Annotated in this window: 19 protein-coding genes, 2 pseudogenes and 1 riboswitch; of the genes and pseudogenes, 9 read left to right on the forward strand and 12 right to left on the reverse strand. The window is 68.8% G+C overall.

The window, feature by feature from the left end; translation table 11 throughout:
* Positions 1 to 52 precede the first annotated feature (52 nt).
* On the reverse strand, positions 53 to 952 hold the full coding sequence (locus tag ACI2LP_RS15705) for an LLM class flavin-dependent oxidoreductase (protein ID WP_404725076.1): 900 nt from the start codon (positions 950 to 952) through the stop codon (positions 53 to 55).
* 117 nt (positions 953 to 1,069) lie between these two features.
* Here ACI2LP_RS15705 and ACI2LP_RS15710 point away from each other — a divergent pair, with 117 nt between their 5' ends.
* On the forward strand, positions 1,070 to 2,008 hold the full coding sequence (locus ACI2LP_RS15710) for a Cof-type HAD-IIB family hydrolase (RefSeq protein WP_404725077.1): 939 nt from the start codon (positions 1,070 to 1,072) through the stop codon (positions 2,006 to 2,008).
* A 19-nt stretch (positions 2,009 to 2,027) separates the two neighbouring features.
* Here ACI2LP_RS15710 and ACI2LP_RS15715 read toward each other — a convergent pair whose 3' ends face one another.
* From ACI2LP_RS15715 to hisC, 5 genes are all read right to left on the reverse strand, one after another.
* On the reverse strand, positions 2,028 to 3,074 hold the full coding sequence (locus ACI2LP_RS15715; RefSeq protein ID WP_404725078.1) for a M23 family metallopeptidase: 1,047 nt from the start codon (positions 3,072 to 3,074) through the stop codon (positions 2,028 to 2,030).
* Positions 3,075 to 3,219: 145 nt separating this feature from the next.
* Complete coding sequence (gene cydD, locus ACI2LP_RS15720; protein WP_404725079.1) at positions 3,220 to 6,807, reverse strand: thiol reductant ABC exporter subunit CydD; 3,588 nt, start codon at positions 6,805 to 6,807, stop codon at positions 3,220 to 3,222.
* Positions 6,808 to 6,822: 15 nt separating this feature from the next.
* A complete protein-coding gene (gene cydB / locus ACI2LP_RS15725; RefSeq protein WP_404725080.1) occupies positions 6,823 to 7,824 on the reverse strand; it encodes a cytochrome d ubiquinol oxidase subunit II in 1,002 nt (333 codons plus the stop codon).
* 22 nt (positions 7,825 to 7,846) lie between these two features.
* Positions 7,847 to 9,355, reverse strand: coding sequence for a cytochrome ubiquinol oxidase subunit I (locus tag ACI2LP_RS15730; RefSeq protein WP_404725081.1), 1,509 nt, complete (start codon positions 9,353 to 9,355; stop codon positions 7,847 to 7,849).
* Positions 9,356 to 9,619: 264 nt separating this feature from the next.
* Positions 9,620 to 10,699, reverse strand: a complete 1,080-nt coding sequence (hisC, locus tag ACI2LP_RS15735; RefSeq protein ID WP_404725082.1) for a histidinol-phosphate transaminase — start codon at positions 10,697 to 10,699, stop codon at positions 9,620 to 9,622.
* 369 nt (positions 10,700 to 11,068) lie between these two features.
* On the opposite strand from hisC, the gene ACI2LP_RS15740 reads away from it, so the two are divergent.
* From ACI2LP_RS15740 to ACI2LP_RS15750, 3 genes are all read left to right on the forward strand, one after another.
* Positions 11,069 to 12,181, forward strand: a complete 1,113-nt coding sequence (locus tag ACI2LP_RS15740; RefSeq protein ID WP_404725083.1) for a LacI family DNA-binding transcriptional regulator — start codon at positions 11,069 to 11,071, stop codon at positions 12,179 to 12,181.
* Positions 12,182 to 12,340: 159 nt separating this feature from the next.
* Entirely contained in the window at positions 12,341 to 13,558 is a 1,218-nt protein-coding gene (locus tag ACI2LP_RS15745; RefSeq protein WP_404725389.1) for a metallophosphoesterase, read from the forward strand.
* A 147-nt stretch (positions 13,559 to 13,705) separates the two neighbouring features.
* Positions 13,706 to 14,536 (forward strand): hypothetical protein, encoded by an 831-nt coding sequence (locus tag ACI2LP_RS15750; protein ID WP_404725084.1) that lies wholly within the window; start codon positions 13,706 to 13,708, stop codon positions 14,534 to 14,536.
* A gap of 130 nt (positions 14,537 to 14,666) precedes the next feature.
* Here ACI2LP_RS15750 and ACI2LP_RS15755 read toward each other — a convergent pair.
* Positions 14,667 to 14,804 (reverse strand): annotated as a pseudogene (locus ACI2LP_RS15755) (thiamine biosynthesis protein ThiC); the annotation flags it as partial.
* A 369-nt stretch (positions 14,805 to 15,173) separates the two neighbouring features.
* Here ACI2LP_RS15755 and ACI2LP_RS15760 point away from each other — a divergent pair.
* Complete coding sequence (locus tag ACI2LP_RS15760) at positions 15,174 to 16,664, forward strand: YncE family protein (RefSeq protein WP_404725085.1); 1,491 nt, start codon at positions 15,174 to 15,176, stop codon at positions 16,662 to 16,664.
* Positions 16,665 to 16,911: 247 nt separating this feature from the next.
* Here ACI2LP_RS15760 and thiC read toward each other — a convergent pair whose 3' ends face one another.
* Positions 16,912 to 18,696 carry a phosphomethylpyrimidine synthase ThiC gene (thiC, locus tag ACI2LP_RS15765; RefSeq protein WP_404725086.1) on the reverse strand — a complete coding sequence of 595 codons (1,785 nt, stop codon included), beginning with the start codon at positions 18,694 to 18,696 and terminating at the stop codon, positions 16,912 to 16,914.
* A riboswitch (TPP riboswitch) is annotated at positions 18,689 to 18,823 on the reverse strand. Its footprint overlaps the gene before it by 8 nt.
* A 71-nt stretch (positions 18,824 to 18,894) precedes the next feature.
* Between thiC and ACI2LP_RS15770 the strand changes: the two genes are divergently transcribed.
* Positions 18,895 to 20,220 (forward strand): YibE/F family protein, encoded by a 1,326-nt coding sequence (locus ACI2LP_RS15770; protein WP_404725087.1) that lies wholly within the window; start codon positions 18,895 to 18,897, stop codon positions 20,218 to 20,220.
* Positions 20,221 to 20,271: 51 nt separating this feature from the next.
* On the opposite strand, the gene ACI2LP_RS15775 is transcribed toward ACI2LP_RS15770, so the two are convergent.
* From ACI2LP_RS15775 to ACI2LP_RS15790, 4 genes and pseudogenes are all read right to left on the reverse strand, one after another.
* Positions 20,272 to 20,706 carry an SsgA family sporulation/cell division regulator gene (locus ACI2LP_RS15775; RefSeq protein WP_404725088.1) on the reverse strand — a complete coding sequence of 145 codons (435 nt, stop codon included), beginning with the start codon at positions 20,704 to 20,706 and terminating at the stop codon, positions 20,272 to 20,274.
* Positions 20,707 to 20,930: 224 nt separating this feature from the next.
* Positions 20,931 to 21,182 (reverse strand): annotated as a pseudogene (locus ACI2LP_RS15780) (helix-turn-helix domain-containing protein); the annotation flags it as partial.
* Positions 21,183 to 21,373: 191 nt separating this feature from the next.
* Complete coding sequence (locus ACI2LP_RS15785) at positions 21,374 to 21,586, reverse strand: DUF5326 family protein (protein WP_360867400.1); 213 nt, start codon at positions 21,584 to 21,586, stop codon at positions 21,374 to 21,376.
* A gap of 128 nt (positions 21,587 to 21,714) precedes the next feature.
* Positions 21,715 to 22,032: a cupin domain-containing protein gene (locus ACI2LP_RS15790; protein WP_404725089.1), complete on the reverse strand. Its 318-nt coding sequence runs from the start codon at positions 22,030 to 22,032 to the stop codon at positions 21,715 to 21,717.
* Positions 22,033 to 22,080: 48 nt separating this feature from the next.
* Here ACI2LP_RS15790 and ACI2LP_RS15795 point away from each other — a divergent pair, with 48 nt between their 5' ends.
* The 3 genes from ACI2LP_RS15795 to ACI2LP_RS15805 all read left to right on the forward strand — a co-directional run bounded on the left by ACI2LP_RS15795 (position 22,081) and on the right by ACI2LP_RS15805 (position 24,111).
* Positions 22,081 to 22,458, forward strand: a complete 378-nt coding sequence (locus ACI2LP_RS15795; protein WP_404725090.1) for a phage holin family protein — start codon at positions 22,081 to 22,083, stop codon at positions 22,456 to 22,458.
* A 64-nt stretch (positions 22,459 to 22,522) separates the two neighbouring features.
* Positions 22,523 to 22,975: a low molecular weight protein-tyrosine-phosphatase gene (locus ACI2LP_RS15800; RefSeq protein WP_404725091.1), complete on the forward strand. Its 453-nt coding sequence runs from the start codon at positions 22,523 to 22,525 to the stop codon at positions 22,973 to 22,975.
* A complete protein-coding gene (locus tag ACI2LP_RS15805; RefSeq protein WP_404725092.1) occupies positions 22,972 to 24,111 on the forward strand; it encodes a cystathionine gamma-lyase in 1,140 nt (379 codons plus the stop codon). The genes ACI2LP_RS15800 and ACI2LP_RS15805 overlap by 4 nt, the downstream gene beginning before the upstream one ends.
* Positions 24,112 to 24,307: the final 196 nt, after the last annotated feature.

Raw genomic sequence — 24,307 nt, forward strand, 5'->3', positions numbered from 1 at the left:
GGTGAGCCTCAGCGGATCAGCCGGTGATCCTCAGCGGGTGAGCCGGTGATCCTCAGCGGGTGAGCTGGGCGAGGCCCTCCGTCGCGATCTGCTCGAAGACCGTCTGGTCCGCGGCGAAGTACGAGTCCGGGATCGGAGCGTGCAGCACGATCTCCGTGAAGCCGAGCTCGAAGTGCCTGCCCGCGAAGTCGACGAAGGCGTCGAGGGACTCCAGTACCCGGCCGGGCTGCGGAGTGAAGCCGGTGAGCAGGATCTTGTCCAGCTCGGCCACATCCCGGCCCAGCTCCGCGCACGCCTTGCCGAGCTTGTCGATCTGGCCGCGGATCGCCTCGACGGACTGCTCCGGCGTTCCCGTCTCGAAGAGCTTCGGGTCACCCGTGGTCACCCATGCCTGCCCGTGCTTCGCCGCGAGCTTGAGCCCGCGCGGCCCGGTGGCCGCGACCGCGAACGGCAGCCGGGGCCGCTGCACACAGCCGGGGATGTTGCGGGCCTCCACCGCCGAGTAGAAGGTCCCCTCGTACGTCACCGAGTCCTCGGTCAGCAGCCGGTCGAGCAGCGGAACGAACTCTCCGAAGCGGTCGGCCCGTTCGCGCGGCGTCCAGGCCTCCTGGCCCAGAACCGTCGCGTCGAAGCCCATACCGCCCGCGCCGATACCGAGCGTGATGCGGCCGCCGGAGATGTCGTCGAGCGAGATCAGCTCCTTGGCGAGGGTCACCGGATGCCGGAAATTCGGCGAGGTGACCAGCGTGCCGAGACGCAGCCGCTCGGTGGCAGCAGCAGCGGCGGTCAGCGTCGGGACCGCGCCGTACCACGGGCCGTCGCGGAAGGTCCGCCACGAGAGGTGGTCATAGGTGTACGCGGTGTGGAAGCCGAGCTGCTCTGCTCGCAGCCACTCGTCGCGGCCACCGTCGTGCCAGCGGCGGACAGGGAGGATCACGGTACTCAAACGCATGCCTTCGAGCGTACGTGGCTCCACAGGTGCCGGTGCACACTCACGGCAGCGGCCGGTGAGCACTCAGATGTGCGCCCACTCGCACGCCCGTGCGCAGCCGTACGGGAGAATGGATCTGTGACCTCAGCTATCGATTCACGCGCCCTGCCCGCTGTCCCCCGGCTGATCGCCACAGACCTGGACGGAACGCTGTTGCGCGACGACAAGTCCGTGTCGGAACGTACGATCGCCGCCCTGGCCGCCGCCGAGGAGGCAGGGATCGAGGTCTTCTTCGTCACCGGGCGGCCCGCCCGCTGGATGGATGTCGTCAGCGATCATGTCCACGGCCACGGGCTGGCGATCTGCGCCAACGGCGCCGCCGTCGTCGATCTGCATGCCGGCGGAAAGGTGCTGGAGGTCCGTGCTCTGGAACGGGACACCGCCCTCGAGGTCGTACGGGCGCTGCGCGATGCCGCTCCCGGCACCTCCTTCGCGGTCGAGCTGACCACCGGCATCCACTACGAGCCGGACTATCCGCCGTTCCATCGCGACCCGGTCGCGACCATCGCCACCGCCGAGAAGCTGCTTCACACGGAGCACCCGGACGCCGACGCGCCGGTGATCAAGCTGCTCGCCCACCACCCGGAGCTGACGCCCGACGGCTTCCTCACCCTGGCCCGTACGGTGGCCGGCGAGCTCGCGTCGTTCACCCGGTCGAGCCCGACCGCTCTGCTCGAGGTCAGCGGCCCGGGCGTGAGCAAGGCCAGCACCCTGGCGCTCTGCTGCGCCGAGCGCGGGATCTCCTCGGACGAGGTCGTCGCCTTCGGAGACATGCCGAACGACGTGGAGATGCTGACCTGGGCAGGCACTTCGTACGCGATGGGCAACGCCCATCCGGACGTGATCGCCGCGGCGTCCGGTCGGACCGTTGCCAACAACGAGGACGGCGTCGCCATCGTCATCGAGCAGATCCTGGCCCGGCGCGCGGAAGCCGACGGCAGTACGAAGCGCTGGAGCGGCGGCACGGAGCTCGGGAACGGCGGCACCAGGCTCCAGGACGGCAGCGCGGGGCTCTAGCGGGACGCTCAAGGCGCGGCTAGATGTCGACGCCGTGTTCGCGCAGCCACACCGCCGGATCCACCCCGGACCCCAGATACGGCGTGAGCCGCACCTCGAAGTGCAGGTGCGGCCCCGTCGAGTTGCCCGTGGTGCCCGACTGCCCGATCAACTGCCCGGTGCGCACCTGCTCGCCCTGGTCGACGGTTACCGCCGCAAGATGCGCGTACTGCGTGTAGTAGCCACCCGGGTGCTGCACGACGATCTCGATCCCGAAGGCCCCGCCGCAGGAGACCGAGATCACACGCCCCGCCCCGACCGACCGCACCGGCGTCCCGATGTCGACCGCGAAGTCCTGCCCGGTGTGCCGATGTGCCCAGTGCTCGCCCTGGCTGTCGAACCCTGCGGAGAGCTCGTAGTGCTCCACCGGCGTCACCCACGCACGCCCGCGCGGCACGCCCCCGCTCCCCTTGAGGTCTACGGCACCGGTGCACTTTCCGGCCGCGACGCTGCTGTCCGCCTCCTCCTGCAGCTGCCACTGCGCGGCCTCCAGCTTCGTCTCGATGCCGCGTTTGATCGTCGCCAGCTGCTCCCTGCGTACGTCGAGTTCGCGCCAGGCGGACTGGGCCTTCCCCTCCGCGGCGGTGAACCGCTGCTCGGCCTGCCTCGCCCGGCCGAGCAGCTGGTTCACAGCCATCTCCGCCTGCCACGCCAGCCGCCGGGAGCGCATCAGCTCGTCCGGATTCTTCGCGAGCAGCAGCTGCGCGGTGAGCGCGAGCGGGCCGCCGGTGCGGTACTGGGCGCGGGCGACGCCGCCCACCGCGTCGTGGACCTTCGCGAGTTCACGCCGCTGTCGGATCAGCAGTCCCTCGAGCCGGCCTGCCGTGGTGCGCTGCGCTTCGGCGACGTGCCTGCCCTTTTCGTAGGTCGCGGTCGCCTTCGCCGCTTCCTCGAAGAGGCGCGCCACCTCGGCACTGGTGCCGGCTTCCGGCCCGTCGGATGCCGTGGCCGTCGGCGCCGCCGTACCGAGGAGCGCGCACAACGCCGCCGGGACGAGCAGCAGCCGGTCGCGGGGTCTCAAACGCATGGACGGATCGTTACCCGGCGCCGCGGCGATTTCGGGTACCCGCGAGGTGTCGTACCGCCACCTGGCCCAGATTCCCGACCTGCCTGGCGGGTCCCCGCTCGGGCTTCGACCTCGACGCGTGCCGGGTCGCGCCGACCGGAGCGACCTATGTCACGAGGGAAGCCGGATCCTCGGCTTCGGCGAGCCGCGCGCCCAGCAGGTCCGCCGCCCGTTCGCGTTCCAGCATCAGGCGAAACGGCCCCTCGGCCGCGGCGAGCTCTTCGTACGAACCGCGCTGCACGGTACGCCCCGCCTCCAGGACGACGATCTCGTCCACGGCGTCCAGTCCCCGCAGCCGGTGCGTGATCAGCAGCGTCGTCCGCCCTTGGGTGGCCGTCAGCAGATCCGCGGTCAGCGCGTCCGCCGTCGCCAGGTCGAGATGCTCGGCCGGCTCGTCGAGTACGAGTACGGGGAAGTCGGCGAGGAGCGCACGAGCCAGCGCCAGCCGCTGCCGCTGACCGCCGGAGAGCTGTGCGCCGTGCTCGCCCACGAGGGTGTCGAGGCCGGCGGGCAGCCCGTCGATCCACTCCAGCAGCCGTGCCTTGGCGAGGGCCTGCCTGAGTTCGTCCTCCGTCGCCTCGGTGCGGGCCAGCCTCAGGTTCTCCCGCACGGAGCTGTCGAAGAGGTGGGCGTCCTGCGCACACAACCCGACGAACCGCCTGACCGCGTCCCCGTCGAGCGCTGCCGCCGCCACACCGCCGATCGTGTACGTCCCCTCCTTGGCATCCAGGAAGCGGAGCAGCACTTGGGCGAGGGTGGTCTTGCCCGACCCCGAGGTACCGACGACGGCGATGCGCCTTCCCGCGTCGAGGGTGAGATCAAAACCGTCGAGCGCGTCCCGCTCCTGCCCTGCGTACCGCGCCCGTAGCCCCCGCACTTGGAGCGGGAACGGCGTCCCGGGCGGTGTTGCCGCCCGCTCCGGCTCGTGTACGGGAACGGGCGCATCGAGCACCTCGTACACCCGCTCGGCGCTCCGCTTGACGCGCTGCCGGTACTGCACGGCGAGCGGCAGGCCGGTGACCGCCTCAAAGGCGGCGAGGGGGGTGAGCACGACGACCGCGAGGGACACTCCGTCGAGCCGCCCGTCGCGCACCGCCTGCACTCCCGCGAACGCGGCGCACACGACCGTCAGTCCGCAGGCCAGCGCGGAGAGCCCGGCGCCGAGCGCGGTGGCCGCGGCGGTCCGCGAGGCGATCCGCGTCAGCTGCCGGTCGGCCTCTCGCGCCGTGTTCAGGCGGCCCTTCAGCGCCCCGGCGACGGTCAGTTCGGCGGTCCCGCCGAGCAGGTCGACGACTCGGGCGGCCAACGTGCCGCGCGCGGGCGAGAGTTGACGCTCGGCCCGGCGTGCAAAGGTCCCACTGATCAGGGGCACGGCCACCCCGGCGACGAGCAGCCCGACGGCGAGCACTGCCCCGGCCTCGGGCAGCAGCCACGCGGTGAAGGCGACGGCCCCCGCTCCCACGGTGACGGCGACACCCGCGGGCAGCAGCCAGCGCAGCCAGTAGTCCTGCAGGGCGTCCACATCGGCGACGAGCCGGGACAGCAGATCTCCGCGCCGGGTCTGCCGCAGCCCGGCGGGTGTGATGCGCTCCAGCCTGCGGTAGACGGCGACCCTCAGCTCGGCGAGCATCCGCAGTACGGCGTCGTGCGACACGAGCCGCTCGGCGTAGCGGAAGACGGCCCGCCCGATGCCAAAGGCCCGGGTCGCCGTCACGGCCACCATGAGATAGAGGACGGGCGGCTGCTCCGAGGCACGCGAGATGAGCCAGCCGGAGACGGCCATCAGCCCCACGGCGGCACCGAGGCCGAGGCTACCCAGCCCCAGGGCAAGCACCAGCTGCCCCCGCAACGCGCCGGCCATCCCCCGCACCCGCGCAAGTACACCCCCGACGGCCCGCGCGCGGCGCGGCTCCCCGCCGCGACCTGAGCAACGCTCGGCGGGGGCGCTCTGCCGCTCGACGGCGCCGGCTACCGGGCCGTCCGGCGAAGCCGACTGCCGCACCACCCCGGCACCTCCCTCTCCCGTCAGGGGCGCGCGGGCGGGGAAAACACCCACCCCGTCGCAGCGGGAGAGCGTGACCACCCGGTCCGCCACCCCCAGCAGCGCCGGCCGGTGGACGACCAGCAGTACCGTCCGCCCCGCCGACAGCCGCCGCACCGCCTCGACGATGCCCGCCTCCGACCCCCCGTCCAGCGCCGCTGTCGGCTCGTCGAGCAGCAGCAGCGGCCGGTCCGCGAGGAACGCCCGGGCCAGCGCCAGTCGTTGCCGCTGACCGGCCGAGAGCCCCGCGCCGTCCTCCCCGAGCAGTGTGTCCACACCCTGGGGGAGTCCCGCCACGAAGTCGTACGCCCCCGAGTCCCGCAACGCCTCCTGCACCGCCGCGTCGTCCGCGTCCGGCCGCGCCAGCCGCACGTTTTCCGCGATCGTCCCCGCGAAGAGATACGGCCGCTGCGGCACCCACGCGATCCGCTCCCGCCACCGCGCCAGGTCCAGCGCGGAAAGGTCCACGCCCCCGACCTGCACCCGCCCCGCGGCAGGCTCGACGAACCCGAGCAGCACATCCAGCAGCGTCGATTTCCCGACCCCGCTCGGCCCGACCAGCGCCACCGTCTCGCCGGGCTCCACCACGAGCGTTGCGGCGTCCAACGACGCCTCAGTGCGACCCGTATGCCGGACGGTCACCCCGTCGAGCTCCAGCCGGAGCGTGCCGGGCACCTCCCCCGTACCGACCGCCCTCGGCTCGGTCTCCAGGACCTCGAAGATCTCCTCCGCGGCCGAAAGCCCCTCGGCCGCCGCGTGGTACTGCGCCCCCACCTGCCGGATCGGCAGATACGCCTCGGGCGCCAGGATCAGGATCACCAGCCCCGTGTACAGATCCAGTTCCCCGTGCACCAGCCGCATGCCGATACCGACGGCCACGAGCGCCACCGACAGCGTCGACAGCAGCTCCAGTGCGAACGACGAGAGAAACGCGATGCGCAGGGTCCGCAACGTGGCCCGCCGGTACTCCGAGGTGATCGCCCGGATCGACTCGGCCTGCGCCTTCGCCCGCCCGAAGACCTTGAGGGTCGGCAGTCCGGCCACCACGTCCAGGAAGTGCCCCGACAGCCGGGACAACAGCCGCCACTGGCGGTCCATCCGGGCCTGCGTGGCCCAGCCGATGAGCACCATGAACAGCGGAATCAGCGGCAGCGTCAGCACGATGACCGCCGCCGAGACCCAGTCCTCGGTCACGATCCGCGCGAGCACCGCGACCGGCACGACCACCGCGAGCCCCAACTGCGGCAGATAGCGCGAGAAGTAGTCGTCCAGAGCATCGACGCCACGCGTGGCGAGCGCGACAAGCGACCCGGTTCGCTGCCCGCTCAGCCACCCGGGCCCCAGCTCGGCGGCCCGTTCCAGCAGCCTCCCCCGCAGCTCAGACTTGACCGCCGCGCTCGCCCGGTGCGCGGCCAGTTCGGTCAGCCACGAGACAACCGCCCGGCCGACGGCAACCGCCGCCAGCAGCGCCAACGGCGTACCGAGACCGGAGGGGGAGAGCCCCTTCTGGAAGGCCCCCACCACCACCTCGGCGATAAGCATCGCCTGGGCGACGACCAGCGCCGCCCCGACAAGTCCGAGCAGCACCACCGCGATCAGGAATCGACGGGTGGCCCGGGCGTACCGGAGCAGACGCGGGTCGATCGGTTTCACGTGAAACATCCCCCACTAATGCGCATCGGCGATGTGCTGCGTACCGATCCGCTTGCGGAACACCCAGTACGTCCAGCCCTGGTAGGCCAGCACCAGCGGCGTGGCGATGGCTGCCAACCAGGTCATGATCTTCAAGGTGTACGGACTCGACGAGGCGTTGGTGACCGTCAGGCTCCACTCCTCATGGAGGGTGGACGGCATGACGTTCGGGAAGAGCGTGAGGAAGAGCATCGCGACCGCGGCCACGATCGTCACACCCGACAGCGCGAACGACCATCCTTCGCGCCCCGCCTTGATCGTCACGATCGCCCCGACCAGCGCGAGCACAGCGACGATCATCGCGATCAGGCTGGTGCCGTCTCCGCGCGAAGCCTGGGTCCACAGCAGAAAACCGAGCGCCAGCACGGCCGTGAGCAGCCCCAGCTTCAGCGCCAGAGCCCGCGCCCGGAGCCTGATCTCCCCGACCGTCTTCAGCGCGGTGAAGACCGCACCGTGGAAGGTGAACAGGGTCAGCGTCACCAGCCCGCCGAGGAGCGCGTACGGGTTGAGCAGATCGAAGAGGTTGCCGACGTACTCCTTGTGTCCGTCGATCTTCACGCCGCGCACGATGTTGCCGAAGGCGACTCCCCACAGCAGAGCCGGCAGCAGCGAGGTCCAGAAGATCGCCTGCTCCCAGTTGGTCTGCCAGCGCTCCTCGTCCCGCTTGTGCCGGTACTCGAAGGCGACTCCGCGCACGATCAAGCAGACCAGGATGAGCAGCAGCGGCAGATAGAAGCCGGAGAAGAGCGTGGCGTACCACTCGGGGAAGGCGGCGAAGGTCGCGCCGCCCGCGGTCAGCAGCCAGACCTCGTTGCCGTCCCAGACGGGCCCGATGGTGTTGATCAGCACCCGCCGCTCGGTCCGGTCCCGGGCCAGCAGCTTGGTCAGGACGCCGACGCCGAAGTCGAAGCCCTCCAGGAAGAAGTAGCCGATCCACAGGACGGCGATGAGTACGAACCAGACGTCGTGAAGTTCCATGCCTCAGCAGCTCCTCAGGGCCTCAGTACGAGAAGGCCATCGGCCGGTCGGCGTCACGGTCGTCGCCGCCGATCTTGGTGGGCGGGTTGAGGTCGGCTTCGGTCAGCTCGGGCGGTCCGGCCTTGACGTACTTCACGAGCAGCTTGACCTCGATGACGGCGAGCATCGCGTAGAGCAGAGTGAAGACGATCATCGAAGTGAGCACCTCGCCCTGCGAGACACCGGGGGAGACCGCGTCGCGGGTGCGCAGCACGCCGTAGACGACCCAGGGCTGACGCCCCATCTCGGTGAAGATCCAGCCCCAGGAGTTGGCGATCAGTGGGAAGCCCATCGTCCAGAGGGCGATGATCCAGTACCACTTGGTGAACCTGGGGCTCAACGCCTTGCTCTTGAAGACCACCAGATTCGGCACTTCGTCCTCGCTCGTCCGCAGGCCCGGCGGCAGCATGAACTTCTTGCGGGTGAGCCAGAGCCCGAGCAGACCGATGCCGAGTGACGTCATGCCGAAGCCGATCATCCAGCGGAAGCCCCAGTACGCGACGGGGATATTGGGCCGGTAGTCGCCGGGCCCGAACTTCTCCTGCTCGGACTTGTTGACGTCGTTGATGCCGGGGACGTACGAGGAGAAGTCGTCGTTGGCCAGGAAGGACAGCAGTCCCGGGACCTCTATCGCTACCGTGTTGTGGCCCTTCTCGACATCTCCGTACGCGAACACCGAGAAGGGTGCGGGCGCCTCGCCGTCCCACAGCGCCTCGGCGGCGGCCATCTTCATCGGCTGCTGCTTGAACATGACCTTGCCGAGCAGGTCGCCGCTGACCGCAGTGAGCAGTCCCGCGATCACGATGGTCACGAGCCCGAGCCGCAGCGAGGTCCGCATCACCGGGATGTGCTTCTTGCGCGCCAGATGGAACGCGGCGATGCCGACCATGAACGCGCCGCCGACGAGGAAGGCGGCCGTAATGGTGTGGAAGAACTGGGTGAGCGCGGTGTTCTGGGTGAGCACATGCCAGAAGTCGGTGAGCTCTGCCCGGCCACGCTCTTTGTTGATCCGGTAGCCGACGGGGTGCTGCATCCAGGAGTTGGCAGCCAGGATGAAGTACGCGGAGAGGATGGTGCCGATGGACACCATCCATATGCAGGCCAGATGGACCTTCTTCGGCAGCTTGTCCCAGCCGAAGATCCACAGCCCGATGAAGGTGGACTCGAAGAAGAACGCGATCAGCGCCTCGAAGGCGAGCGGGGCGCCGAAGACGTCACCGACGAAGCGCGAGTAGTCGGACCAGTTCATGCCGAACTGGAACTCCTGGACGATGCCGGTGACGACGCCCATGGCGATGTTGATCAGGAAGAGCTTGCCCCAGAACTTCGTGGCCCTGAGGTACTTCTCCTTCTGCGACCGCACCCAGGCCGTCTGCAGGCCCGCGGTGAGCGCGGCGAGCGAGATCGTGAGGGGAACGAAGAGGAAGTGGTAAACGGTGGTGATGCCGAACTGCCAGCGCGCCAAAGTCTCCGGCGCCAGAGCCAGGTCCACGTCGTCATCTCCTTACATCGCCGTGGGCAAGCGGCGGTTTGCCCCGTTAATCCCAGTGATCACGGGAGAAACGGGACGCGCTTGTGAACGCGTTCACATTCACAAGCATTATGACCCATGCGAAATCCGCACTGTCGAGCGGGGGGTACCTGTTCGCATCCACCTGACCGCGACCTCGAAGAAACCCCCACGAGCAAGGGCGCTCATGGGGGCTCTGCCGCTCCGGTCGCGGCCTTCGTGCCTGGTGGCCGAGGAGGCCGGAGCCTAGAGCTCCTTGCGGAAGGCCTCCGCGGTGTGCAGGAAGATGTCGTTGGCCTCGTCCTCCCCGATGGTGACCCGGACGCCCTCACCCGCGAAGGGCCGGATCACCACGCCGGCCTTCTCACACGCCGCGGCGAAGTCGAGCGTACGGTCGCCGAGCCGCAGCCAGACGAAGTTCGCCTGAGTCTCGGCCACGGTCCACCCCTGCTTGACCAGGCTGTCGTAGACCCGCGTGCGCTCGCAGACCAGCGAGCCGACCCGGCCGAGCAGCTCGTCCTCGGCCTGCAGCGAGGCGACCGCCGCGTCCTGCGCGAGCTGTGAGACGCCGAAGGGGACCGCGGTCTTACGCAGCGCGGCGGCCACCGGCTCATGCGCGACCGCAAAGCCGACCCGTAGCCCGGCCAGTCCGTATGCCTTGGAGAAGGTACGCAGCACCGCCACATTGGGGCGGTCGCGGTAGATCTCGATGCCGTCCGGCACCTCGACGTCACGGATGAACTCGCGGTAAGCCTCGTCCAGCACCACCAGGACGTCCGACGGCACCCGGTCCAGGAAGCGCTCGAGCTCTGCCCGGCGCACCACCGTGCCGGTCGGATTGTTGGGGTTGCAGACGAAAATCAGCCGCGTCCGGTCGGTGATCGCGTCCGCCATCGCGTCCAGATCGTGCACCTCGCCGGCGGTCAGGGGCACCTGCACCGGCTTCGCACCACTGATCCGCGTGATGATCGGGTACGCCTCGAAGGACCGCCAGGCGTAGATGACCTCGTCGCCCGGTCCCGACGTGGACTGCAGCAGGGACTGGGCAACGCCGACCGATCCCGTGCCGGTGGCCAGATGCGTCACCGGCACACCGAAGCGGTCCGCCAGCTCGTTCATCAGAGCGGTGCAGGCCATGTCGGGATAGCGGTTGAACCCGTGCGCCCCGGCGATCACGGTCTCCATGACACCCGGCAGCGGCGGATAGGGGTTCTCATTGGACGACAGCTTGTACGCGACCGGGCCACCGGCGGCCGCGGGCTTGCCGGGCTTGTAGGTGGGGATGCCGTCCAGCTCGGCGCGCAGCTTGGGGCTGGTCTCGCTCACCGCAGGTCCTCCTCGTGCCTTTTCGTGCCTTCTCATGCGTTCAGCAGATTCGAATACTGCTCACCTTATGAGGATTCCCGGCCGGTGCGAATGGCAGTGGCCGGGAAAGGGGGCGCGCTCCTTCCAGGGCGTGCGCCGGTAGCTCACTCCGTGGCGCGCATCCCCCGTAGTGGTGAGTTGAGACCTCTTCGAAACATCGACCATTCGACAGGCCCGCACGGCTCGATACCCGAGACCCTGTTGGTGTGTCGCTCAACTGCCTTGACTTCCAATGAAGTTGGACGAAAACGATCATGCAGAAACGTGCCTGTCAACGAGTGAATATGCGACCGGCCCAACCACCCGCCCGAGCCCTACTATCGGCTCGCCATGACAGCAGCAGGGAAGCACCAGGTGAGCCGGACGGAGACATCCCGCCGGGGCAGCCGGCAGAGTCGAGCGGGCATCCGGGACGTGGCCGCCGCAGCCGGTGTCTCCATCACGACTGTCTCCGACGCACTCAACGGCAAGGGGCGGCTCCCGGACGCCACCCGCCGACACGTCCGCGAAGTCGCCGATCGGCTGGGCTACCGGCCCTCAGCCGCAGCCCGAACACTCCGTACCGGTAAGTCAGGCCTAATCGGCCTGACAGTGACCACGTACGGGGATGAACCCTTCACCTTCACCGAGTTCGCGTACTTCGCCGAAATGGCGAGAGCCGCGACCTCCGCCGCGCTCGCGCGCGGCTACGCCCTCGTCATCCTGCCCGCCACCTCACGCCATGACGTCTGGTCGAACGTCGCCCTCGACGGCACCGTCGTCATCGACCCCTCCGACCACGATCCAGTGGTCACCGAACTCGTCCGCCAAGGCCTGCCCGTCGTCTCCGACGGCCGCCCGGCCGGCACTCTTCCGGTCACCGCCTGGGTCGACAACGACCACGAAGCCGCCGTACTCGATCTCCTCGACCATCTCGCCGCCGCCGGCGCCCGCCGGATCGGCCTGCTCACCGGCACCACCACAGACACCTACACCCGCCTGTCCACCACCGCCTATCTGAACTGGTGCGAGCGCATGGGCCAGGACCCGGTCTACGAGTCCTATCCCGCCCATGATCCGTGCGCGGGCGCCGTCGCGGCCGACCGGCTGCTCGCCCGCCCGGACCGGCCCGATGCCGTGTACGGACTCTTCGATCCCAACGGCACCGATCTGCTCGCCGCCGCCCGGCGGTACGGCCTGCGCGTCCCCGACGATCTGCTGCTGGTGTGCTGCAGCGAGTCGACCGTGTACGCCGCCACCGACCCGCCCATCACCACGCTCTCGCTCAAACCCCGCAGGATCGGCACCGCCGTCGTCCAGCTCCTCATCGACGCGATCGAGGGAATCGCCGAAGACCGGCCGGTCGAGCAGGTGATACCGACCGAACTGATCGTCCGGACGTCCTCACAACGCCGCCCTCCGCGCACGACTGTCAGCGCTCCGCGATCCCCTTCACCGGACTAGGTCTGCCTAATCAGGACGAAACAACCGGCGAACCAGGGGTGCAAACGGATTCACCACCCCTGGTGCGTCACACAGCGCGGACCTCATTCCTATGATGGGCGGACGACACCGCGGACCACCCCGACCAGGCTGGGCCGAGAGGTGAACGGCGGCGCGACGGTGGTGGAGGGGTCGATGACTCAGGGGGCCGGTCAAGGACCCGTGGTGCGGACGGCAACATTGCGCGATTTCCGCGTTCCGCCGTACGCGCAGGTTCCCGTGCAGTCGCAGGTTCCGCCGCACGCAGACGTGGCTCAGGAACACGCGGCTCAGGAACAGACAGCGCAGGAACAGGCAGCTCAGGAGCACGTGATGCCGCAGGACCAGGCACCGCCTGCTCGGACTGAGCAGTCGCAGCAGCCGCCGGAGCCCGCCCATCCCGGTAACGCCGTCCCGGAGGGCGAGGCCCCTGACGGCTACACCCCTACCGAGCGCGATCTCCCGGTGATCAACCTCGGCGGTCCCGGCGACACCGTCCAGGTCCAGGTCGACCCGGACGAGGCGCCCGCGCCCGACGGCCTCGGCCCGCTCTATGTGGTCGGTGACGTCCACGGCTACCTCGACGAACTCGTCGCGGCCCTCGGCGCACAGGGCCTCATCGACGCCGAGGGCCACTGGGCCGCGGGTCACGCCCGCCTCTGGTTCCTCGGCGACTTCACCGACCGCGGCCCCGACGGCATCGGCGTCATCGATCTCGTCATGCGGCTCTCCGCCGAGGCCGCGGCCGCCGGCGGTTACTGCAAGGCCCTGATGGGCAACCACGAGCTGCTGCTGCTCGGCGCCAAGCGGTTCGGCGACACCCCCGTCAACTCCGGCGCCGGCACCGCCACCTTCCAGGCCGCCTGGCTGCTCAACGGCGGCCAGAAGTCCGACATGGACCGGCTGCAGGAGGTCCACCTCCAGTGGATGGCGCGGCTGGACGCGGTGATCGAAGAGGACGAGCATCTGCTGATGCACTCCGACACGACCGCCTATCTGGAGTACGGCTCCAGCATCGAGGACGTGAACGACAACGTGCACGAGATCCTCACGCGCAATGACGCCGACGAGTGCTGGGACCTGTTCCGCAAGTTCACCAAGCGCTTCGCCTTCCGCGACGAGGCCGGGCCGCAGGCCGTACGCGAACTGCTCGCCGCCTACGGCGGCCGCCGCATCGTGCACGGCCACAGCCCGATTCCGTATCTCCTCGGCGAGGTCGGCACCGAGGACGGCGAGGACGGCGAGCGTCCGGTCGTCGAGGGCCCGCATGTGTACGCGGACGGGCTCGCGATCGCCATGGACGGCGGCGTAACCATGGCCGGAAAGCTCCTTGTCGTCCAACTTCCGCTGTCCAACTGAGGCGAGCCCGGCAGGCGATTTACTGAAACCCCCTGTCACCCCGTGCCGTAACCGCTCTACCATCGGCTTATCCGTAGCAGGCTCTCCTCCGTTTCTGCCCAACTGCCCGATCGATGCGGGCGATCCGGCCCTACGGAGCATCGGGGGATGCACATGAACAGCGCTCCGCACCTGCTGACCGAGGACCGCGCCGAGTACGAGCGCATCCTCGACGACGCGCTGCGCAACGCCCATGACCGTCCGGATCTCGCTGCCGTGGGACAGCGACTGAACGCCGAACAACTGCGCACGATGGCCCTCAACGCGACGGCACTGATCACCACCGCCGCCGCTGCCGAGTACGAGCACTACATCAAGATCCGCGAGGAGATGCGGGCGCCGACGGCCGCCGACTCCGTGCGCAACTCCGTGCTGGCCCCAGCCGGGGAGGACGAGGACTCCGAGCGCGGCGCCGGATTCACCGCCGTCATAGCCGTGCTGGCCCCGGTGCTCGCGGGGACGGCCGCGCTGATCTTCCTTCTGGTCGGCTACATACTGAAGATGCTCAGCCCCGCGCCGTCCTTCGCCGAGACCATGGTCTCCGCAGGCTGGTTCTTCGGGGCTCTGACGGCTGTCGCCATTCTGTTCGCAGCGATCGCGCTGCTGCTGACGGCTCTGCGCAACGGCGCTACGCAGGTCCCGGCCGAGGAGTCGACGGGCGAGCTGCCCGACGAGGTGTCCCGGGCCAAGGAGGCCTGGCGGCACGCCCTGCTTGAGCGTGGACTCCTTCCCTTCCTGCGGGCCGCGCTGGCGGACCCCAGCGCCGACCCGACCTCGTCGGCTCCACCGCGCCATGTGAGCCGTATCCCGAAGGTCGGCTACAGCGGCCCGGACTACTCCAGCCCGAACGAGGGCTCGACGGCGGGACAGCGGCCCACCTTCACCAGCCCGGACTTCACCAGCCCGGACTTCGGCGGCCCCGAGCACCAGCCGGAGTGACCCCCGGCCGGCGCTCGGGGCGGAAGGTCACTCCGGCTGGTGCTCGGGGCCGGGAGGTTCACTCCCGGAGGTCAGCAGCTCCCTCCCGGAGGTCACTCCCGGTGCGCAGGCGTCCGCGCGAGCGAAGTCGTTACTCCGCGATCGGCAGATAGACACGGTTGCCCGCGGCGGCGAACTCCTTGGACTTCTCCGCCATGCCGTCCTCGATCTCCTGCTGCGAGCCGCCGTGCTGCCGCCGGATGTCCTGAGAGATCTTCATGCTGGACAACTGCACCCCTGAAAGGCTCAACAGGGTCGACTCAGAGGATGCCGGCCTGACTGACGGCAGTCATCCAGGCCAGGAACTCAGACAGAAGCCGGTCGTACAGTTCCGAGTCGGGGTGCGCGCCGGGTGACCAACCCGACGTGGGCCGGACACGGCATCGACGGTATCGGGGAGTGGGGGGTCTCGGTCCGCCCGCGGCTGGCCATCATGCTGATGCCCTCGGCACGAGTCGACGAACCGTGTCATATCGCCAGAATAGCGGAATCGTCACCTAACCTGACGAGTGATCACATTGGGTGATCCGCGGCTTGTTGTCGGCGCCATCGGTGCGACCGGCGGAGGCCGGCCCCTTTTCGTGCGACGGAGGTACCGGTGGTCAGACGCAAGGGCAAACAGACTGGGTCCTATCGCGGTCCGGGGCCCGAGAGGAGTGGGCTTCGGCCGTGGTCATGGGCGTGGCTGCGGGCCTGCATGGCGGGACTGGCCATGTTGGCGGGAGTGGCCTTGCCGGTCATCGCCTCGTCACCGGCCTGGGCCGCACCGGGCCCGAACGCTTACGTCACCAACACGAACGACGACACGGTGTCGGTGATCGACACCGCCACCAACGCGGTCACCGCCACCATCACCGTCGGCGACAACCCGTTGGATGTCGCGGTCACCCCGGACGGCCTGCACGCCTACGTCGCCAACCTGGACTCGGACAATGTGTCGGTGATCGACACCGCCACCAACACGGTCACCACCACCATCCCCGTCGGCAACGGCCCGTTCGCTGTCGCGGTCACCCCAGACGGCCAGCAGGTCTACGTCCCCAACGTGAACTCGGAAGATGTGTCGGTGATCGACACCGCCACCAACACGGTCACCACCACCATCCCCGTCGGCAACGTACCGGTCGCTGTGGCGATCACCCCGGACAGCCTGCGCGCCTACGTCACCAACTACGGCTCGGACAATGTGTCGGTGATCGACACCACCACCAACACGGAGATCCTGCCCCGCATCCCCGTCGGCGACGGCCCGTCTGGCGTGGCGATCACCCCGGACGGCCTGCGCGCCTACGTCACCAACCAGAACGTGCACAACGTGTCGGTGATCGACACCACCACCAACACGGAGATCCTGCCCCGCATCGCCGTCGGCAACCAGCCGGTGGGGGTGGCGATCACCCCGGACGGCCAGCAAACCTACGTCGTCAACAGCATCCCGGACACCGTGTCGGTGATCGACACCGCCACCAACACGGTCACCACCACCATCCCCGTCGGCGACAACACGGCCGAGGTGGCGATCACCCCGGACGGCCAGCACGCCTACGTCCCCCGCGCAACCGCGGACAGTGTGGCGGTGATTGACACCGCCACCAACACGGTCACCACCAGCGTCCTCGTCGGAAGCGGGCCGCGTGGTGTCGCGATCAGCCTGATCAGCCTGCCGTCGGCGCCTGCCTTGACCATCACCAAGAGCCACACCGGGAACTTCGTCCGAGGCCGGCAGGGCACCTACACCATCACCGTCGGCAACAACGGAACTGCCCCGACCAATGGCACCACCGTCACCGTTCACGACACCCTCCCAGCAGGACTCTCTGCTGCCAGCATCACCGGCTCCGGATGGCGCTGCACCCGCTCCACCCTCACTTGCACCCGCAGCAACGTCCTGGCCGCCGGGAGCAGCTACCCGCCCATCACCCTGAGAGTCCAGATCGCTCGCAACGCCCCCGCCTCAGTCACCAACACCGCCACCGTGACCGGAGGCGGCGACACCACCACCCACACCGCCACCAACCCCACCACCATCACCGGCAACTGGCAGAACTGGAACTGGGGCTGGAACCGGCCACCCCACCGCCCCTGGTGACGACACCGCAGGCCGCCCCGAACGACGGCAGCGACGTTGCCCGACAAGGACCGGCGCTCGGATCTGAGTAGTTCTCACCGGACCCTGGGCTGCCGCCCATACCGGCAACCACCCTCCCGACTCGGCTCTCCCTGGCCGTCACCGTCGTCTCGGACAGTGGTCGAACTCAATGTCCGAACGGTGCCCCTGTTCCGTTCCGGTCCACCGCGCGGGTTGGGCCAGACGGACAGGGGCACGGCCGACGTCCTCAGTCGGCGAGCGGCAGGTACACGCGGTTCCCCGCCTCGGCGAACTCCTTCGACTTCCGGAGCATCCCCTCAGCGACCTCCTCAGCCGTCGCCCCCGCGGCCGCAGTACCGCCAAACTGCTCTGTGATGCTTTGACTAATCTTCATGCTGCAGAACTTCGGGCCGCACATCGAGCAGAAGTGCGCGGTCTTCGCCGGCTCGGCCGGCAGCGTCTCGTCGTGGAACTCCCGTGCCGTGTCCGGGTCGAGAGCCAGATTGAACTGGTCCTCCCACCGGAACTCGAAGCGCGCGTCGGACAGCGCGTCGTCCCACTCCTGCGCGCCCGGGTGGCCCTTGGCGAGGTCGGCAGCATGTGCCGCGATCTTGTAGGTGATGACGCCGGTCTTCACGTCGTCGCGGTTGGGCAGGCCCAAGTGCTCCTTGGGCGTCACGTAGCAGAGCATTGCCGTGCCCCACCAGGCGATCATGGCCGCCCCGATGCCGGAGGTGATGTGGTCATACGCCGGGGCCACGTCCGTGGTGAGCGGGCCGAGCGTATAGAAGGGGGCCTCCTCGCAGATCTCCTGCTGGAGGTCGATGTTCTCCTTGATCTTGTGCATCGGGACGTGACCGGGGCCTTCGATCATCGTCTGCACATGGAAACGCTTGGCGATCGTGTTGAGTTCCCCGAGCGTGCGCAACTCCGCGAACTGCGCCTCGTCGTTGGCGTCCGCGATCGAGCCGGGCCGCAGTCCGTCACCGAGGGAGTACGTCACGTCGTACGCGGCGAGAATCTCGCAGAGCTCCTCGAAGTTCTCGTACAGGAACGACTCCTTGTGGTGCGCCAGGCACCAGGCCGCCATGATCGAGCCACCGCGCGAGACGATGCCGGTCTTGCGGTTGGCAGTCAGCGGGACGTAGGGCAGCCGCACGCCCGCGTGGACCGTCATGTAGTCCACGCCCTGCTCGGCCTGCTCGATGACCGTGTCCTTGTAGATCTCCCAGGTCAGCTCCTCGGCCTTGCCGTCGACCTTCTCCAGCGCCTGATAGAGCGGCACGGTACCGATCGGCACGGGGGAGTTGCGCAGCACCCACTCGCGCGTGGTGTGGATGTTGCGGCCGGTGGAGAGGTCCATGACGGTGTCCGCACCCCAGCGGGTCGCCCAGGTCATCTTCTCCACCTCCTCCTCGATGGAGGAAGTGACCGCGGAGTTGCCGATGTTGGCGTTGACCTTCACCAGGAACCTCTTGCCGATGATCATCGGCTCGATCTCCGGGTGGTTGACGTTGGCGGGCAGGACCGCACGGCCTGCGGCGATCTCCTCACGTACGACCTCGGGGGAGACGTTCTCGCGGATCGCGACGTACTCCATCTCCGGCGTGATCTCGCCACGTCGGGCGTACGCGAGCTGCGTCACCGCCACTCCGGCACGGCCCCGGCGGGGCTGCCGCGGGCGGCCGGGGAAGACGGCGTCGAGGTTGCGCAGACCGCCCCGCGGCGAGGTGTGCTTGATCCCGTCGTCCTCGGGGCGGACCGGGCGGCCCGCGTACTCCTCGGTGTCGCCGCGGCCGATGATCCAGTTCTCCCGCAGCGGCGCCAGACCGCGGCGGACGTCGGTCTCGACACTCGGGTCGGTGTACGGACCGGACGTGTCGTACAGCGTCACGTCCTTGCCGTTGGTGAGGTGCACCTGGCGGACCGGCACCCGGAGGTCGGGGCGCGAGCCCTCGACGTACCCCTTGTGCCAGCCCGGCTTGCGCTCGTCCTGGCTGGTGGCAGGCGTGCGTGCATCCTGAACGGTCATGAGACCTACTCCCTACGCCGGCATTACCCGGTAACAGGTTCGGCGGTCGACGCAGCGGCTTCCGTACGTCTCGTACGGAGGTCAGCGCCCTCTCAGCCCGGTGCTCCGAGCTCCCGCGTGTGCAAAGGTGCCACCACGCTAGCGTCATTTCTGGCGTGCTGAACAGAGGGGCCCTGTCGTTCTTGCGATGATCGGTCGGTGACAGCATCGCCGACCTCATCGCCGCAGCCGCCCGAGTCCCATGGCCATTCCCACAGCCATGGGCCCGCCGCGCCCGTCTCGCTGCATCTCCGCAAGGTCATTGCCGCGGTGCTGATTCCTTTCGCCGCCGCGGTCGTCGTGGGCCTGGTCGTGCTCTGGCCGGGCGGCGCCCCCGGCCATGAGCGCACGGGCGTCGGCTTCGACCGGCAGACCCAGCAGGGCAAGGTCACGCAGGTCGAGAAGGTCAACTGCAAGGACGTGAACGTCGCGGTCCCGCCGACCGGTGACACATCCACGCCGGAGGGACGTGAGGCGGTCAATTCCCGGAAGGGCAGCTGCAAGAAGGCGACGATCGAGGTCACCACGGGCAAGGACAAGGGCCGCACCTTCACCGAGATCATCCAGCCCGACGCGTCACGGCAGTTGAGCGAGGGCCAGGGCGTAGTGGTGGCGTACGCCCCCGACGCGCCCCGCGATCTGCAGTACTCCGTGACCGATGTGAACCGGAAGTTCCCGATTGCGGTGCTGGCCGGGATCTTCGCACTCGCGGTGGTGGTGGTGGGACGGATGCGCGGCGTGATGGCTCTGATCGCGCTCGCGGCCTCCTTCGCCGTCCTGACGCTGTTCATCCTGCCCGCTATCCTGCAGGGCTCCAATCCACTGATCGTCGCGGTGGTCGGAGGCGGCGCGATCATGCTGATCGCGCTCTATTTGTGCCACGGTCTCAGCGCGCGCACCTCGGTCGCGGTCCTCGGCACACTGGTCTCGCTGCTGCTGACCGGACTGCTCGGCTCGCTCTTCATCGGCTGGGCGAGCCTGACCGGCAACACCGACGACAACACCGGCCTGATCCACGGCCTGTATCCGAACATCGACATGAGCGGTCTGCTGCTCGCCGGAGTCATCATCGGCTCGCTCGGCGTGCTCGACGACGTGACGGTGACCCAGACCTCCGCGGTGTGGGAACTGCACCAGGCGGACCCGGACATGGGCCCGCGAAGGCTCTACCGGGCAGGTATGCGGATCGGCCAGGACCACATCGCCTCCGTCGTCAACACGCTCGTACTGGCTTACGCGGGCGCGGCGTTGCCGCTGCTGCTGCTCTTCTCGATCGCGCAGAGCAGCGTGGGGACGGTGGCCAACAGTGAGCTGGTGGCGGAGGAGATCGTACGGATGCTGGTGGGGTCGATCGGCCTGGTCGCCTCGGTGCCGGTGACCACCGCGCTCGCGGGGCTGGTGGTCTCCGCCGACCGGCCGGGGGCGCCTGCGAAGGCCGGCAGATCGCCGGTGCGGGGCGGCAGGGGCCGTCGCCGCAAGACGTAGCCCACCGAGGACGCCACGTGGCTCACCGGACCAGGCACACGGGCGGTGGTCTCAGCCGGCGTTCTCCTCGGCGAGGATGCGCCCGAGCGCATCCTCGAGACTGACCTCGAAGTCACCGAACGTACGCTCCTGCCCCAGGGGCACCAGCTTGTCGGTGCGGTCGAGGAAGGCCACGAGCGGCGCCACGCCCACCCGGAACCGCGCCCGGTCGCAACCGACCTGGAGCTGGACGACGACGTCCGACAGCCCCTCGGGCCCGGTCGGCGCGATGCGCACGTCACCGTCCCCGCTCGGCCCGTTGATCCCGTCGAGCAGCAACTCCCGCCCGAAGGCCCAGGTCACCGGGGCGTCTCCGGGCAGATGGAAGGTCATCCGCACCGCGAACGGATCTCCCGTCTCGTATCGGAGCTCCACCGGGATCCGGAATGAGAGCTCCTCGGAGACAAGGAAGTTCATCTGGACCTCGGCCTGGACCGACTCGCGCATCTTGTAACCCCACATTGGATCAAGCACTGAACACATAACTCGGCTCAAAACGGCCAGGAATGATCCCCCATGGCCCTCTTGACGCAATCGTCCAGTAAGTACTAAGTGATCACAAGGAGTGATTTTTCAGATACTGATAGAGAACACAAGGGAGTTGAGCAGCCCGCCATGGCTTTGCGTAGCTGTTCGATGGCGAGAAGTGGTCATTCCTGATGGTGGAGAGAGCCACCGAAGGCGAGCCGCCCGACCGCGTCGCCGAGGACGAACACGCCCTTCTCGCGGCGCAGATAGTCCTCGTGCGTCAGGGTGCGCAGCAGGTGGTACGCGGTGGGAAGCGGGAGCCCCGCCTCGCGGGCCAGCTGTTTTGCGGGGGCTCCGGCGGGATGCGAGCCCGCGGCCTCCAGCAGTCTCAGCGCCCGCTGCACTGAACCGATCAGGGTTGGGGACGGAACATTCGTAGCCGTAGCCGTGGCCATAGGGCACCCCCAGGCATGGTGACGGGCAACTCGCCCGCGGGGGCCGCCCCCGAGGGCCGCCACACGAATTTCCCAAGGGCCAGATTTCCCAGGGGCGGCAGCGGATTGTCACTGTATGGGCCGCCCCTGCGCGGGACCGGGGGTTTGCCGGAGCGTTCCCCCGGCCGGGCTAACGCCCGTCCGGGCGCGGGCTACCAGTCGCTGCTCGAGCTCGATGACGACATGAACTTCCGTACGACAAAGATGAGTCCGCCGACAAGAGCGACGAACACCAGAGCCTTGAAGAGCAGCCCGATCACAAAGCCGACAACGCTCGCGATCAGCCCGCCGAATACGACAAGGGCGATGACGGGCACGGCGACCCACTTCACCCACCACGGCATCCCCGTGAATACTTCCCGCACAGCCATTGCCCTTACCTCGTTTCGCTAGGTTTCCTGCCCTCGATGCTAGGCGGGAGGGGGTGGTGCGCGGGGACCCGCGAGCCCTTGATCTCCCCTGACTGAACCCCTAGGGAACGGCGGGTTCCCGGTCAGCTCTCAGGCGGAGAGAAGATCACCATGACCCGCAGATCCTCGGTGATGTGATGGAACTTGTGGGGCACTCCGGCCGGGACGTAGACCACGCTGCCGCGCCCGACCTGTGTCGTCTCCGTTCCCACCGCGATGGAGGCGCGGCCGCTGACGACGAAGTAGACCTCGTCCTGGCGGTGGGGCAGCTGGGGGTCCAGCTCGCCGGCGTCCAGTGCGTAGAGCCCGACCGACATGTTCCGCTCGCGAAGGAACTGCAGATATGCCCCGTCGTTGGCGGCGCGCTCTGCCTCCAGATCATCCAGTCGGAATGCCTTCATCCTGTCCGCCCCTGCCTTGTCCCGATCACGTCTGTCACGATCAGACACATGATGAATTTCGTAGTCAAGACGGTCGCCAATGCAGCGGCCCTTCTGGTGGCCATCTGGCTGCTGCAGGACATCACACTGACCGGCGACAGCACCGGCAAGAAGGCGCTGACCCTGTTCCTGGTGGCACTGCTCTTCGGCCTGGTCAACTTCATCGTCAAGCCCGTGGTGAAACTGCTGACACTGCCGCTGTTCATACTCACCCTCGGTCTGATCACGCTGGTCATCAACGCACTGATGCTGCTGCTGACCTCCTGGCTGGCCGACAAGTTCGATCTGAACTTCCATGTCGAAGGCTTCGGAACGGCCGTGCTCGGCGGCCTGATCATCTCCGTCGTTTCATGGGCGCTGAACGTCGCCCTCCCGGACAAGGACTGAACACCGCGTGAGATCTGCGTATCGCGTCTGCTTCGTCTGTACTGGCAACATCTGCCGCTCGCCCATGGCCGAGTCCGTCTTCCGCGCGCGAGTGGCGGAGGCAGGACTCGGCGAGGTGATCGAGGTGGACAGCGCCGGCACCCGGGCCTGGCACGAGGGCGACGGCGCCGACCGGCGCACGGTCGCCGTCCTGGAGGCGAATGGGTACGAATCGGAGCACAGCGCACGGCAGTTCCGGGTCGCCTGGTTCCCGCTCCTCGATCTGGTGATAGCCCTGGACGAGGGGCATGCGCGGGAGCTTCGGCAGCTCGCGCCGACGGCCGCTGACGCCGCGAAGGTGCGGCTGCTGCGGTCGTACGACCGCCCGTCGCCCGACCTGGCGGCCGTGGATCTGGATGTTCCGGATCCGTACTACGGCAGCATGGGCGGGTTCGAGGAGTGCCTGGCAATGGTGGAGGCGGCGAGCGAGGGTCTGCTCGACGCCGTACGTACAGCAGTGGAGGAGCAGGCGGCATGAGCGGCGTGAGCGGTGCCGGCGCTGGAGACGGTACGAGGGCGGTGCGGGCGGGGCTGCCCGAGCCGCAGCAGTACGAACCGACCCTGCCGGGACCGGTCTTCGCCGCCCATTTCCATCTGTCCGGCGAGCCCACCGGGCCGTACACCTACGGCCGTGACACCAACCCGACCTGGACCCATCTGGAGCGGGCGATCGGCGAGCTGGAGGCACCGGGCGAGCCCGTCGAGACCACCGTCTTCGCCTCGGGAATGGCGGCGGTCTCGGCCGTGCTCTTCTCCCAGCTGAAGGCCGGGGACGCGGTGGTCCTGCCGGAGGACGGCTATCAGGCGCTGCCGCTCCTGCGCGAACGGCTGGAGGCGTACGGCGTCGAGGTCAGGACCGCGCCGACCGGCGACGACGCACAGCTGTCCGTGCTGGACGGGGCGCGTTTGCTGTGGATCGAGACGCCGTCCAATCCGGGGCTCGATGTGTGCGACGTGCGACGGCTGGCCGAGGCGGCGCACTCGGCCGGCGCGCTGGTCGCGGTCGACAACACCCTCGCGACGCCGCTCGGGCAGCGCCCACTGGAGCTGGGGGCGGACTTCTCGGTGGCCAGCGACACCAAGGGCATGACGGGCCACGGCGACATCCTGCTCGGCCATGTGACCTGCCGCGATCCGCAGTTGGCGGTCGGTGTACGGGGCTGGCGCAAGGTCGTCGGGGCGATTCCGGGCCCGATGGAGGCATGGCTCGCACATCGCTCGCTGGCCACGCTGCAACTGCGGATCGAGCGGCAGTGCGCGAATGCGCTGGCGCTCGCGCAGGCGCTGGGCAGGCGCGGCGAGGTGACCGGGCTGCGCCACCCCGGCCTGCCGACGGACCCCTCGTACAAGATTGCCTCACGGCAGATGCGGCGTTTCGGCTGCGTGGTCTCGTTCGTACTGCCCGATCGCGGGCACGCGGAACGATTCCTGGGCGGTCTGCGGCTGGTGGACGACGCGACGAGCTTCGGCGGGGTGCGCTCCACCGCGGAACGCCGCGGGCGCTGGGGCGGCGACGCCGTTCCCGAGGGCTTCATCCGCTTCTCGGCGGGCGCCGAGGACGCGGCGGACCTCGTGGCGGATGTGCTGCGGGCGCTGGACGAGGCGAAGCGTTAGGGCGCCGGTATAGGGGCGTTCGGCGGGCCGGGGGGCGTACGCCGGGGTACGCCCGGGCGCTGAGCGGCGCCTACCGCAAACGGGCGGTCCGAGCCTCCCCCCTCATGGCTCGGACCGCCCCGGTTCCACGCGCAAAGAACCGTGTGAACAAGGCTAGTTGACTGTGCGTCAGTGTCCAATCACAGTAGCGACAGCG

Source organism: Streptomyces sp. NPDC019890, assembly GCF_044903445.1.
In the GTDB taxonomy this organism is placed as follows: Bacteria; Actinomycetota; Actinomycetes; order Streptomycetales; family Streptomycetaceae; genus Streptomyces.